This window comes from Jiella endophytica (assembly GCF_004519335.1).
Taxonomy (GTDB): Bacteria; Pseudomonadota; Alphaproteobacteria; order Rhizobiales; family Rhizobiaceae; genus Jiella; species Jiella endophytica.
Genome location: NZ_SOZD01000004.1, coordinates 309,383 through 322,158 on the forward strand (window position 1 = coordinate 309,383; position 12,776 = coordinate 322,158).

11 protein-coding genes and 1 pseudogene are annotated in these 12,776 nt (G+C 68.1%); all 12 read right to left on the reverse strand.

All coding sequences use genetic code 11. The annotated features are described in order from the left end of the window. Positions 1-47: 47 nt before the first annotated feature. Positions 48-704 carry a GntR family transcriptional regulator gene (locus E3C22_RS24900; protein WP_134762761.1) on the reverse strand — a complete coding sequence of 219 codons (657 nt, stop codon included), beginning with the start codon at positions 702-704 and terminating at the stop codon, positions 48-50. Positions 705-733: 29 nt separating this feature from the next. Further along, on the reverse strand, positions 734-2,548 hold the full coding sequence (gene atzF / locus E3C22_RS14515; RefSeq protein WP_134762762.1) for an allophanate hydrolase: 1,815 nt from the start codon (positions 2,546-2,548) through the stop codon (positions 734-736). A 396-nt stretch (positions 2,549-2,944) separates the two neighbouring features. Then, positions 2,945-3,304 (reverse strand): cupin domain-containing protein, encoded by a 360-nt coding sequence (locus tag E3C22_RS14520; protein WP_134762763.1) that lies wholly within the window; start codon positions 3,302-3,304, stop codon positions 2,945-2,947. Between the two features lie 170 nt (positions 3,305-3,474). Continuing rightward, positions 3,475-4,131, reverse strand: a pseudogene (locus E3C22_RS14525) (cysteine hydrolase family protein); the annotation flags it as partial. Then, on the reverse strand, positions 4,131-5,735 hold the full coding sequence (locus E3C22_RS14530) for an ABC transporter ATP-binding protein (protein WP_134762765.1): 1,605 nt from the start codon (positions 5,733-5,735) through the stop codon (positions 4,131-4,133). The gene E3C22_RS14530 and the pseudogene E3C22_RS14525, both read right to left, overlap by 1 nt. Next, positions 5,735-6,844 (reverse strand): cyanuric acid amidohydrolase, encoded by a 1,110-nt coding sequence (atzD, locus tag E3C22_RS14535; protein WP_134762766.1) that lies wholly within the window; start codon positions 6,842-6,844, stop codon positions 5,735-5,737. Before atzD ends, E3C22_RS14530 begins: the two co-directional genes overlap by 1 nt. Further along, entirely contained in the window at positions 6,844-7,569 is a 726-nt protein-coding gene (gene biuH, locus E3C22_RS14540) for a biuret amidohydrolase (RefSeq protein ID WP_245514999.1), read from the reverse strand. The genes atzD and biuH overlap by 1 nt, the downstream gene beginning before the upstream one ends. 354 nt (positions 7,570-7,923) lie before the next feature. After that, on the reverse strand, positions 7,924-8,940 hold the full coding sequence (locus tag E3C22_RS14550; RefSeq protein ID WP_134762767.1) for a formamidase: 1,017 nt from the start codon (positions 8,938-8,940) through the stop codon (positions 7,924-7,926). Between the two features lie 11 nt (positions 8,941-8,951). Further along, complete coding sequence (locus E3C22_RS14555) at positions 8,952-9,875, reverse strand: ABC transporter permease (protein ID WP_134762768.1); 924 nt, start codon at positions 9,873-9,875, stop codon at positions 8,952-8,954. Positions 9,876-9,889: 14 nt separating this feature from the next. Beyond that, positions 9,890-10,993: an ABC transporter permease gene (locus tag E3C22_RS14560; protein ID WP_134762769.1), complete on the reverse strand. Its 1,104-nt coding sequence runs from the start codon at positions 10,991-10,993 to the stop codon at positions 9,890-9,892. A gap of 7 nt (positions 10,994-11,000) precedes the next feature. Continuing rightward, entirely contained in the window at positions 11,001-12,113 is a 1,113-nt protein-coding gene (locus tag E3C22_RS14565) for a BMP family ABC transporter substrate-binding protein (protein WP_134762770.1), read from the reverse strand. A gap of 485 nt (positions 12,114-12,598) precedes the next feature. Then, complete coding sequence (locus tag E3C22_RS24505) at positions 12,599-12,748, reverse strand: hypothetical protein (protein WP_167591778.1); 150 nt, start codon at positions 12,746-12,748, stop codon at positions 12,599-12,601. Positions 12,749-12,776: the final 28 nt, after the last annotated feature.

The following is a 12,776-nucleotide window of genomic DNA, read 5'->3' on the forward strand; positions in this document are numbered from 1 at the left end:
GACTGGCGCCCGGCTCGTCGGCAGACGGGTCGGCGGGCTCGAAAGCCTCAGGCCTCCAGCGGCGGGGAATGCTCGACGGCGTCCACCACCTCGCGCACGATCAGCATGTGATCGCGCATGGCATTCGCCGCCCGCTCGCCATCGCCGTCGATGATCGCGTCGACGATCGCCGCATGTTCGCGGTGCGAGGCCTCCGGCCGCCGGAACGCTTCGAACTGCAGGTTCCGGAACGGCGCGAGGCGCCGCCGCACGGCGAGCGCCGTCTCCTCCAGAAAGCCGTTGCCGGAGCCGGCATAGATCGCCGCATGGAAGCGCTCGTTGTGGCGGCGATAGGCGGCGATGTCGTTCATCCGCGCAGCCTCGGCGCCGCTGTCGTGCAGCGCCTGGAATTCGCCGAGCGCCCCGCCCTTGAGGACGCTGGCACAGAGCCGCGCCGAAAACGCCTCGAGTTCCGCCATGACCGCGAAGGTCTCGGTCAGCTGCCTGGCCGAAAGATTGGTGACGATGGCGCCGCGATGCGGCCGCGACAGAGCGAGACCATTGGTCTCCAGCTGCCGGAGCGCCTCGCGGATCGGCGTGCGCGACACCCCGAATTCGGCCGCGAGGGAGGTCTCGTCCAGAGGATCGCCAGGCTTCAGATATCCGTGGACGATCCGGTCGGCGAGGGCCTCGCGGATCATGTCGACCTGGGTGCGTTTCTTCACGCCGATTCCATCAGGATGCAATGAATGATTCAGGCAGCACTGTTGCGCGATCCCAGGTAGTTTTTCCACCCTCCCGAGGACGTAATTTCATGCGCGCTTACGAGTGCGGCGGGCTCGCAGATGAAGCCGGGCAGGCTCGTTCCATCGTCGAGGGTGAGCTTGCCGATGCCGAGCGGCGCCGGGATCGCGGCGACGAAGCCGGCAAATTCCACAGCCGCCATCGACCAGATCTCGAGCGCGATGCCCGGGCCGGTAAAGCCGGGATCGCGAGAGAGGCCGGGCTTTTCGGGCGTCGTGTCGAGGGCATAGAAGCGGTAGTCCGGCGCGGTCTTCGCTGCGCGGACGAGCCTTGCGCCCCGCTCGGTCAGCTCGTGGTTGAGCGCCATCCCCGTCAGATGCGCGCCGACGACGGCGATCTCGATCGCACCGCCTTCGGCCCCTGCCGCAACTGCCGGCGCGGCGAAGTCCGGCGGGCTGAAGTCGCGGGCGAGGCCGGCCCCGGTCGCCGCGGCGACATGCATCCGGTTGGCGAAGGCACCAAGGGCGTCATCGGTGTCCTGCGGCGCGACCAGCTGGACGCCGAAGGGAAGGCCCGCCGGCGTGAATCCGGCCGGGACTGCGATCGCCGCGCAGCCGAAGAAATTGGCAAAGTTGGTGAAGCGGCCGAAGCGGGCGTTCAGCGCCAGCGGATCGGCACGCATCGCCTCGACGGTCTGGATGTCCGGCGAGGTTGGCAAAAGCAGGCAGTCGACCTTCGCCCATTCGGCTTCCGCCTCGCGGCGCAGTTCCTCCAGCCGGTAGGCGCCGCGAAAGGCATCGGCGGCGCTCATCGTCTGCGCGCCCTCGATGATCCTGCGGACGGTCGGATCGAGACTGTCCGGGCTGTCCTCGAAGAACGCCTCGATCGCCGCCAGCCGCTCGGCGACCCAGGGCCCCTCGTAGAGCAGGGCCGCCGCCTCGCGGAACGGCCGGTAGTCGAAGGGGACGATGGTCGCACCGAGCCCCTCGGCCCGGGCGATCGCCGCCCCATAGAGCGCGCGATAGGCCTCGTTGCCGTAGAATTCGCGCTCGCTCGCCTCGGGCACGCCGATCCGCAGCGCCTGCGGCAGACCATGGTCGGCAAAACGGCGGGCATAGGCGTCAGCAGGCTCGAACCCCTCGGCGACCGCTCGCGCCGCGATCCCGTCGGCAACGCTCGGAGCGAAGACCGTGACGACGTCGATCGAGCGGCAGGCGGGGACGACGCCGGTGGTCGGCACGCGGCCCGGCGACGGCTTGATGCCGACGATGTTGTTGAAGGCCGCAGGCACCCGCCCCGAGCCGGCGGTGTCGGTGCCCAGCGCAAAGGCGGCGATGCCGGCCGCGACGACCACGGCGGAGCCCGAACTCGATCCGCCTGACACATAGGCCTCATCGAAGACGCAGCGCGGCGCGCCATAGGGCGAGCGGGTGCCGTTCAATCCGGTGGCGAACTGGTCGAGATTGGTCTTGCCGATCAGGATCGCGCCGGCCTCCTTCAGCCGCTGCACGGCGGTGGCGTCGGCCGTCGGCGTATAGGCATAGTCCGGGCAGGCCGCGGTGGTCGGCAGGCCGGCAACGTCGATATTGTCCTTGACGGCGAAGGGCACGCCCCAGAGCGGCAGCGAGTTCGGCTCCGGCGCGCGATCGAGCAGCGCCCGTGCCTCGGCAAGGATCGCCTCTTTGGGCCGTTTCAGGATGAAGGCGGCCGGATCGCAGCTCTCCATGCGCAGCGCCACCGCTTCCATCACCTCGGCCGGGCTGGTGCCCGAGGCATAGAGCGCCCGCATGCTGGCAAAATCGAGGATCGTCGGCAGGTCGGTCATCAGTCCCCTCCCCGGGGGCATGTTGTCGTCGTCTATGCTGCGGCGCCCGCTGGACCGCTCATCTCGAGGGGCTGGCGGAGCGAGCCTCGAAGGGCCAGAGGTCGGCGGCCTCTCTGCTGCGGCCGGCGCCAGGCGCCCCCCTCTGGGCTACCGCCCATCTCCCCCTCAAGGGGGGAGATCGAAGCTGCATCCGGGTCTCGCCGATCCTCAGACGCCGTTTGTTGCGCAAAGGTCTGCAAAAGGCCGCCGAGTTCAAAGCTGCCGATCTCCCCCCTTGAGGGGGAGATGCCCGGCAGGGCAGAGGGGGGCAAGCCAGCGCCTTAGTGCCGATCAGGCGATCGGTCCCGGCCGTATCGGCTCGGCAGCCAGGGCGCGGCAAAGACCAGGCCAGACACCTCATTCCCCCGCCTCCAGGATCCGCACCGGCGCAGCCCAGGTGATCAGGACGAGGCAGCCTTCCTCCGACCACACCCGATGGCGCGATCCGGCAGCATTGAGGACGACGTCGCCGGCCCGGTAGAGGCCATCGTCGTCGGCTTGCGAGCCGGAAAGGACGACGATCGTCTCGAGGCCGGTGTGTTCGTGCATCGGCACCGAAGCGCCCGGAGCGTAGCGCAGCAGCGCCGTCTCGCCCGGGCCGGTCTCCCCCTGACCGGTCCGGCCGGACAGCCTGGCGATCTCGACGCCATCGCGAAACGGCTCGAAGGTCGCAGCGGCGAGGTCGAGACCGAGGAGGCCCGGGAAGACGGCCGGCATCAGACGGCACTTCCCAAACAGAGCGGCGGCGCGGCAAGCGGCTCAGCCGGCCGAAGGCCTTGGTCGGGGCCCGCACCGCCTGGAGATCCACCCGCGGCTGTGGCCACAGGGGCAGCGCTGCCCACAGCTCCTGTCTCAAGCGTCGTGGCCGTGGCCGCCATGCCAAGCTCGAGGCCGGCGAGGATCGCGTCCACCGGCGCTGCCCAGCCGACGATCGCCCCTTGCGCGACGATCATCTCGATGGCGGCTCGCTTGAAGGCGTCGAAATAGCTCTCCGTCGCGTCTTCCGCCAAAAGGCATTCGAAGCCGCGATCGTTCGCTTCGCGCATCGTCGTCTGGACGCAGACTTCCGTGGTGACACCCGCAAAGACCAGCTGGGTGATGCCGAGCGCTTCCAGATGCTCCGACAGCCCGGTGGCGTAGAAGGCGCCCTTGCCCGGCTTGTCGATCACCAGTTCACCGTCCGCAGGAAACAGCTCCGGCACGATCTCGGCACCCGGCTCGCCGGCGATCAGGATGCGGCCCATCGGCCCATCGTCGCCGATTCTGAGGCCCGGCGCACCGCGCAGGCGCTTGGCCGGCGGGCAGTCGGACAGGTCGGGGCGATGGCATTCGCGGGTGTGGATCACCGGCCGGCCGGCGGCCCTGAAGCCCTCGATCAGCCGGCGCGTCGCCGGCACGATCGCCTGGAGCCGCGAGACGTCGTTGCCGAGACTCTCGCCAAAACCGCCCGGCTCGAGGAAATCCCGCTGCATGTCGATGACGATCAAGGCGACACGGGCGGGAGAAAGGTCGAAGGGAAACGGGCTCGCGGAAACATTCGCCATCAGTGCGGCCCTCCCGCTGACGCCGCCGCCGAGTGGCCGGCCATATGCGCGCCGATCTCGCGGGTGTCGGCCTTCTCGCCGCCCTGGCATTCGAAGACGATGCGGCCCTCGAACATCACCGCGATGCGATCCGACAGGGCGACCACCTCGTCGAGATCCTCCGAGACGAGGAGCACCGCGGCGCCGCGATTGCGCGCCGCAAGGATCTGCGCCCGGATATCGGCGACGGCGCCGAAATCGAGGCCGAAACAGGGATTGGCCGCGACCAGAAGGTCGGTCTCGCCGGAGAGCTCGCGGGCAAGCACCGCCCGCTGAACATTGCCGCCGGACAGCGTCTCGATCCTGGCCGAGGGCGACTGGGTCTTCACCGAATAGGCGGCAATCAGCCGCTCGGCCTCGCGGCGCATCGAGCCCTTGTCGACCAGCCGGCGACGCTTGCCGTCAGCGTCGCGGTCGAAGGAGCGGAAGGCGAGGTTTTCGGCAACGCTCATCTTGCCGACGCAGGCATTGCGCAGCGGCTCTTCCGGCAGGCAGCGCACCTTCATCGCCTGCGCCGCCGCGCGGCTGGCGTCATAGGCCTTGCCCTTGACGCGGATCTCGCCGCCGTCCGGCCGCGCCTGGCCGGAGATCAGCTCGACCAGCCGTGTCTGGCCGTTGCCGGAAATGCCGGCGATGCCGACGATCTCGCCGGGACGGACCTCCAGCCGGTCGATCTGGACGGAACCACGGGTGCCGGCATCGCCGGAGACGAGCTTCTCGACCTGCAACACCGGCTCGCCGGGCTCGCTGCGGGCGACGCGCTCCGGCACGGCGGCGAGCTCGCGCTCGCCGATCATCATCTCCGCCATCTCCGCGGTCGAGAGCGCAGCGACCCTGCCCTCGCCGACCTTGGCGCCCTTCCGCAACACGGTGACCCGGTCGCAGAAGGCCGTCACCTCGGCGAATTTGTGGGTGATCAGGAGCACCGCCATGCCGCTCTCGGAGGCGAGCGAGCGCAGGAAGCCGAGCACCTCGCGCGCCTCGTCCGGCGTCAGCACCGAGGTCGGCTCGTCGAGGACGAGGACGCGCGACCCGAGATAGAGCTGCTTGAGGATCTCGGTCTTCTGGCGCTCGCCGGAGGACAACCTGTCCACCTTGGTGTCGAGCGGCACCTTCAGGGGCATCGTCTGAAGGAAAGCTTCGAGGGACCGCCGCTCGGCGCGCCAGTCGATATAGCCGGGCACGTCGGCGCGCGACATCACCAGATTTTCGAGGACGGTCATCGACGGCACCAGGGTGAAATGCTGGTAGACCATGCCGATGCCGAGGCGTCTGGCGTCCCTTGGGCTGGCGATCGGCTGCTCGCGGCCGTCGAGGATCACCCCGCCCTCGTCCGGATGGTAGTAGCCGAGCATGCATTTGACGAGCGTCGACTTGCCGGCGCCGTTCTCGCCGAGCAGCGCGTGGAACTCGCCGGCATTGAGCGCGATCGACACGTGGTCGAGCGCGGTGAAGGAGCCGAAATGCTTGGTAAGGCCCACGGCTTCGAGCAGCGGCCGGTCGCGGCGGGCGGCAGGTTCGGCCAGAGCGGCTTCGATCGCTTCCGGTTCGGCGAGTGCGGACATCAGCTCTCTCCTTTCCTACGGTCGACGACGAGAGCGACCGGGCCGCCGCCGTCAGGCCCCTGATGCTCGGCGCCGCCGGAGACGAAGAGCTCGGTGAGGCCGGTGAGCCCGGCGAGCGCGCCGCCGGTGAAGGCGCGCGCATGGCGCGTCGAGGCGATGTCGCTGTCGTCGAGCATGGCGTGGCGCGAGCCGCGCAGCCGACCCGAAGAGCCTGCCTCGGCCTTGGCGAGAAGCGCGACGAGCCGGGAGCGCTCTTCCGATGCAAGCTGGCCGCGGGCCTCGAGGCCGAGCCGCTTCAGCGCGGCGCGCACCGGCTCGATGTCGATGCCGTCCGCCATCACGGCGTGATCGATGGCGAGCGGCCCGGACCAGGATTGGCTCATCCCGAGGACGACGATCTCGTGATTTTGCAGCTCGACGCCGGCGGAGGTGCTGGCCCGGCCAGAATAAAGGCCGAAGTCGCTGCCGATCACCGCGTCGTTCAGGGCATGGGCCTCGATCTCGCCCAGCGCCAGAGCAACGCCGAGCGCCGAGGCGCCGCGTGACAGGCCCATCGACTTCAGCGTGTCGCGGGTGGCGGTGTCGGCGCCCCTTGCACCGGCTGCGGCGATGCGCTCGGCGGTGAGAAGCGGGCATTTGATCTGGACGAAATGAACGTCGGCAGGATCGTCGATGCCTGCATCGTGCATCGCCTTGGCGACGCCCTCCGCGACCAGCCAGACTTGGCCCATGCGGCCGAGATGCTCCGGCGCAAGGTCGGCCGTATGGGCGACACCGATGGCGAGCGCCGGGCCCTTCGCCACATCCGCTTCCGCCTCGCCCCGTTCGAGGACGAGGATGTGCGGCGACAGCGCACCCTCGGTGCCGCCGGACATCACCATGGCGATCCTCGCCACCGCCGCGGGCGGCAGGCGGGCGGCCAGCGCGGCGCTGAGCGCCGAAACGGCGAAGGCGCGGGTGAAATCGTTGACGCAGCCATTGCCCTCGGTCTTGCCAAGGATCGCGACGATGCCGGCCGGATCGATCCGCCCCGCCGCGATCGCCTCGTCGAGGCCGGAGACGTCGTCCGGCCCGGCCGTCGCGATCCGATGGACCCGCGCCTGTCGCATCAGCCGATCGCCTCGATGAAGGCGTCGCTGGTCGCCACCGCGCCGAAGACGCCGCCCTGCATCTTCACCATGTCCAGGGCAGCGAGATGGTTTTCCCGCTTGGTTGCGCCGGTGCAGTCCGACAGGACGAGGCACTCGTAGCCGCGGTCGTTGGCATCACGCATCGTCGTGTGGACGCAGACATCGGTGGTGACGCCGGTCAGGACGATGTTGCGGATGCGTTTGGTCTGCAGCACGAGGTCGAAGTCGGTGGCGAGAAACGAGCCCTTGCCCGGCTTGTCGATGATCGGCTCGCCGGCGATCGGCGAAAGCTCCGGAATGATCTCCCAGCCGGGCTCGCCGCGGATGAGAATGCGCCCGCACGGGCCCTGATCGCCGATGCCTGCGCCAATCCGCTGCGAACGCCAGCGCTTGTTGGCCGGAAGGTCGGAGAGGTCCGGCTTGTGGCCCTCGCGGGTGTGGATGACGGTGAAATCCTTTTCGCGGGCGAGTTTCAGGAGCCTGGCGATCGGCTCGATCGGGGCACGCGTCAGGGAGAGGTCGTAGCCCATCGAATCGACGTAGCCGCCGGGCGCGCAGAAATCGACCTGCATGTCGATAACGACGATGGCGGTGTTTTCGGGCCTCAGATCACCGTCGAACGGCCAGGGATAGGGATCGGAGTCGACCGTCCGCCCGCCCGGGACCATGGCGGCATCGATTCGCTCGTCGAGGGTGTCGGTCATCGGCGGTGTCCTTGTCGGTTCATCGCGCTTCGGCCGGGAGGCCGGCGATTGGCGGAGCAAACCATGCGGGCTGGCCGCTAGCCCCGCTTACGTCCGCGCCCTTTCGCGCCCCCCTCTGGGCTGCAGCCCATCTCCCCCTCAAGGGGGGAGATCGATCCCGCTCACACGCCTGCAGCCACTCGGTAAGGGCTAAGACTGCAAGACGGGCGGCCGAAGAGGAGCAACCCCCGACGCTGCTGATCTCCCCCTTTGAGGGGGAGATGTCCGGCAGGACAGAGGGGGGTATGCCCTGCCCTGCAACGGCAAAAAGAGGCCTTGCCACTCCGCCGACAGCAAAGGGAAAGAACGCGCCCATCACTCCGCCGCATCCTTGAACCGCTCCCCGAACATCCGCGTCGGGGCCGGGAAGCCACAGGAGGTGCCGTCGGTGACCTTGACCTCGTCTTCCCATGGCACCCGGTACTTGCCGGCGACCATGTCGTGCATGAACGTATAGGGGCAGTCCTGCGCGCCGCCCTTCACCGCGACATAGCCGCGATGGCCGAGCTGGTAGATGTTGTTTTCGACGCCCCAGCCGGCTCTTGCCTCGCGCACGAGATCCGGCCGCACCTCGGCGGTGATGATCTCGTCCACCCGGCCGGTCTCGCCATGGGCGATCACCGTGCCGTCGAAGTCGACGATCATCCCCTCGCCCATGGAATCGAACGACCCGTCGGAGCCGCACATGCAGACATTGGCGGTGATCATCAGGTTCTGGAACGAGTTCGCCTGGTTGGTGAACCGCCAGGAGTTGCGGATCGGCGCGGTGTAGCCGGCGGTGCGCAGCATGATCTCGGCGCCCTTATAGGCGCATTCGCGGGCCATCTCCGGGAACATGCCGTCATGGCAGATGATCAGCGCCAGCTTCGAGCCGTTCGGCCCGTCGATGACCGGGATGCCCTTGTCGCCCGGCTCCCAGGGCTCGACCGGCACCCAGGGGTGGAGCTTGCGGTAGTTGAGGACGATCTCGCCCTTGTCGTCGATGACGAGCCCGGTGTTGTAGGGCATGCCGCCGGGGTTCAGCTCCATGAGCGAGAAGCAGCCCCAGATCGCATTGTCGACGCAGGCTTGTCTGAAAGCTGCGACCTCCGGCCCGTCGACCCGGCACATGATCTCCGGATTGGTGTCCATCGACAGGCCGTGCAGCGAATATTCCGGGAAGACCACGAGGTCCATCGTGCCGAGATTGCGCCGCGCCTTGCCGACCATCCAGACGATCTTCTCGGTCTGCGCCGCGAGGTCGGCTTTCGTGACGACGTTCGGCAGCTGCAGCTGGACGCAGCCGATGACGACGCCGTTTGCGGATTTGTTGAGACCGCCGAGACCATTCATGGCGAGGCTCCTTATCTGGTGATCGAGAGTTCGCGCGGCGCCCCTTCGAGCGCCTTGCGCGGCGAGGATGTGACGAAGAGGATGACGAGCGTCAGGATGTAAGGCGCGGCGTAGAAGAGATAGTAGCCGGAAGTGACGCCGACCGACTGCAGCGCCGGGCCGAGCGCCCCCGCCCCGCCGAAGATCAGCGCCGCGCCGAGACAGGCGAGCGGGTTCCACCTGGCGAAGATGACCAGCGCGACGGCGATCAGCCCCTGGCCGGAGGAGATGTGCTCGTTCCACGAGCCCGGATAGTAGAGCGACAGATAGGCCCCCGCGACGCCGGCCATGAAGCCGCCGAAGGCGGTGGCGGCGACCCGCACGGGGATGATCGGATAGCCCATCGCTCTCGCGGCATCGGCGCTGTCGCCGACCATTCGGAGCACCAGCCCGATGCGCGTGCGCTTGAAGACGAAGAGCAGAAGGACGGCGACGACGACGCCGATGAGGAACGGCGGCGAGACCTCGAGCGCCGCCCGCACCTGCGGCACGCTCGACCAGGCCCCGAGCGACAGGCCGGGAAGCATCGGCGCGGCCGGCTGGATCAGCGGCTTGCCGAAGAAGAAGGCAAGCCCCGAGCCGAGGATCATCAGCGCGATGCCGACCGCGATGTCGTTGACCTTCGGCAGCGAGCAGAGGGCGGCATGAAGGAGGCCGAAGAGAAGCCCCGCGATCCCGGCGGCGAGCACCCCGAGCCAGGGCGAGCCGGTGAGATAGGAGCCGCCATAGCCGGCCATGGCGCCGAAGACGAGGGTGCCCTCGAGGCCGAGATTGATGCGGCCCGATTTTTCAGTCACGCATTCGCCGAGGCTGACGAAGAGAAACGGCGTCGAGACCCGCAGCATTCCCCCGAGGACGGCGATCGGGACTGCCCAGAGGCCGAGATCGGAATTCATCTTGCGCCTCCCTTTCAGCCTTTGGCGTTGCGGCTCGGCAGAAGCCGGCCGGACAGGGTTTCCGAGACGAGGATCGCGACGAAGAGGATCCCCTGCAGGACGAGGACCGTGGCGTCCGGAAGATCCATCCGCCGCTGGATGAAGCCGCCGGCCGCGTCGATCCCGCCGATGAGCAGCGCCATCGGAATGATGGCGACCGGGTTCTGCCGCGCGAGGAAGGCGATGAGGATGCCGGTATAGCCGTAGCCCGCCGCCAGCGAGGCGTTGGCCGAACCCTGGACGGCGGCCACCTGGATCATGCCGGCGAGCCCTGCCGCGGCGCCCGCAGCGGCGGTGAAGGCGAGGATCAGCCGGCCGACCGGCAGCCCCTGCACCGCCGCGGCGCGGGCATTGCCGCCGGCGATCCGGGCGGAAAAGCCGAAGGTGGTGCGCGACAGGACGAAGCCGGCGAGAAGGCAGGCGAGGATGCCGACGGCAAAGCCCCAATGGACGTCCATGCCGGGGATCTCGCCGACCCGCATGTCCGGGCCGAGCGGCACGGTGGACGGCTTGTTGAGGCTGGCCGGATCCTTCAGCGGGCCCTCGACGAAATGATGCATCAGCGCAATGGCGATATAGGCCATCAGAAGGCTCGAGATCGTCTCGTTGATGCCGCGATAGTGGCGCATGGCGCCGACGAGGCCGATCCAGGTCCCGCCGGCGCAGATGCCGGCGAGCGCCATCAGGCCGATCGCCACCCAGCCCGGGGCAAAGCCGAAGAGCGGGCCGACCACGGCGGCCGCTAGACCGCCGAGGACGAAGGCGCCCTCGCCGCCGATGACGACGAGGCCGAGCTGCGCCGGCAGCGCGACGCAGAGCGCCGTCAAAAGCAGCGGCGCCGCGCGCGTCATGGTGTTCTGCAGCGAGAACCACGTCCCGAAGCCACCCCGGTAGACGAGGTAGTAGAACTCCTCGGGGCTCTTGCCGTTCAGCGCGATGAACAGGCCGAAGAGCAGGAGCCCGACGAGGAGCGCGGTCACCGGGATGAGCACGCCTTCGAGCCGCCGCCGCGCCGCCTCGCCAAGAAGCGGACGGGCGGCAGCACCGGCGAAGGACGAGCCTTGCGTGATCTCGCTCATTTCAGCCTCACGACGTCGAGCCGATGACGCCCTCGATCAGATAGTCCATCTTCTCAAGTTCGATGGCGGTCTCGGGATATTCCTTGCCGGCGGCGACGACCTCGTTGCCCTTGTTGTCCTTCAGCGGACCCTTGATGACGGCGAAGCCGCCCTTCATCACCTCGGCTTTGACGCTGTCGGCCTGCTTCCTCGCCTCCTCGGTGACCGCCGGCCCGTAGTCGGAGATCTTGACGAAGTCCTCGGCGAGGCCGCCGCGCACGAAGTTCGGCAGCTCCTCGCCGGCGAGCGCCTTCTCGGCGAACATCTTGTAGACCGTCTCCCAATGCCATTCGGCACCGGTGAGGTACTTCTCGGGAGCGAGCGGCGCCTGGCTGGTGTGGTAGCCGGTGACATAGGCGCCGCGGCCGGCGGCGGTCTGGACGAAGACCTTGGGGCTGTCGACGTGGCAGGTGAGAACATCGGCGCCCTGGTCGACCAGCGCGTTGACGGCCTCTGCCTCCTTGACCGGCATCGCCCAGTCGCCGGTGAAGATCACCTGGGTCTGGATCGACGGATCGACCGACTTGGCGCCCAGCGTATAGGCGTTGATGTTCATCAGGACCTGCGGGATCGGCTTGGCGGCGACGAAGCCGAGCTTCTTCGACTTGGTCATGTGGCCGGCGATGATGCCGCAGATGTACTGGGCCGTGCCGATATAGCCGAAATAGGAGCCGGCGTTCTTCGGGTCCTTGTCCGTCCACAGGCCGCCGCAATGGCGGAACTGGACGTCCGGATAGTTCTTCGCCGTGTCGACGACGAAGGGGTTGTAGTAGCCGAAGGAGGTCGGGAAGAGCAGTTCGGCGCCGTCGAGCTGGATCATCGATTCCATGGTTTTGACGACCGCGTCGCTCTCGGCGACGTTCTCTTCCTCGACGACCGTCAGTCCTTCCATGTCCTTGATTGCCGCGGCGCCTTCGGCATGGGCCTGATTGTAGCCGTAGTCGTCACGCGGGCCGACATAGATGAAGCCGGCGGTCAGCGACGCGGCGAAGGCCGGCCGCGAACGCATGACGAGCGGCGCCGCACCGAGCGCAGCACCGGCCATCAGGAAACGGCGGCGGTTGAGCGGAAACATGGTCATTCGGTTGGGTTCCCCTGTCCTTTGAATCGCGGACCCGGCCAAAGGCCGGCCTGACGTGACCCGGCTTGGCAGCCGACGTCCTCGAGGGGATTGCATGCAACGTCCGTGCCAGTTCGCGGCAGGCAGATTTTCAATGGCTTAGCCGGACAGTCCCAATCTAAACTGCCCATCGATGAGGCAGAAATGCAAATTGCATGCAATTTTCTGCACGGCGCAGATGCGGAAGCTGGGCTCGGGCGGACTGGGAAGCTGGCCCCGAATGCAAGAAGGCGCCCGCCGCATCATGCGGCAGGCGCCTTCGTCGTCTTCGGGATCCGGCCCATCGCCGGTCCGGTGGTGGCGGCCAACGCCCGGCGGAGCGTCGGCCGCAATCGGTAACACCTACGGCCTGAGAGACCCTCGCCTGGTCGCGCGGGTATCAAGCCCACGCAGCGCGTGAGCCGTATCCCCTGGCGCCGGCCGAAGTCCGGCGCCGGCGATAAAAGTCAGCGCGCGGCGGCTTCCTCGCAGGCCTGGACGTGCTTGGCCAGGGCTTCGTTCGGCAGGAAGCCCGCAATCGAGCGGATGTCGCGCTTTTCGAATTTCGGCAGCTTCTGCAGTTCCTGCAGTCGATTGATCAGCTGTGCTCGGCTCATCGACTTCTCCTTGTCTGTGCCGTTGCCG

What these genes read in the sequence shown, in the direction of transcription:
- E3C22_RS14520 (WP_134762763.1), bottom strand. Translation starts at nt 3,304, where the DNA reads ATGCCGGCCGTCTTCCCGGGCCTCCTCGGTCTCGACCTCGCCGCTGCG.
- E3C22_RS14560 (WP_134762769.1), bottom strand. Translation starts at nt 10,993, where the DNA reads ATGAGCGAGATCACGCAAGGCTCGTCCTTCGCCGGTGCTGCCGCCCGT.
- E3C22_RS14555 (WP_134762768.1), bottom strand. Translation starts at nt 9,875, where the DNA reads ATGAATTCCGATCTCGGCCTCTGGGCAGTCCCGATCGCCGTCCTCGGG.
- E3C22_RS14565 (WP_134762770.1), bottom strand. Translation starts at nt 12,113, where the DNA reads ATGACCATGTTTCCGCTCAACCGCCGCCGTTTCCTGATGGCCGGTGCT.
- E3C22_RS14530 (WP_134762765.1), bottom strand. Translation starts at nt 5,735, where the DNA reads ATGTCCGCACTCGCCGAACCGGAAGCGATCGAAGCCGCTCTGGCCGAA.
- atzD (WP_134762766.1), bottom strand. Translation starts at nt 6,844, where the DNA reads ATGCGACAGGCGCGGGTCCATCGGATCGCGACGGCCGGGCCGGACGAC.
- biuH (WP_245514999.1), bottom strand. Translation starts at nt 7,569, where the DNA reads ATGACCGACACCCTCGACGAGCGAATCGATGCCGCCATGGTCCCGGGC.
- E3C22_RS24505 (WP_167591778.1), bottom strand. Translation starts at nt 12,748, where the DNA reads ATGAGCCGAGCACAGCTGATCAATCGACTGCAGGAACTGCAGAAGCTG.
- atzF (WP_134762762.1), bottom strand. Translation starts at nt 2,548, where the DNA reads ATGACCGACCTGCCGACGATCCTCGATTTTGCCAGCATGCGGGCGCTC.
- E3C22_RS14550 (WP_134762767.1), bottom strand. Translation starts at nt 8,940, where the DNA reads ATGAATGGTCTCGGCGGTCTCAACAAATCCGCAAACGGCGTCGTCATC.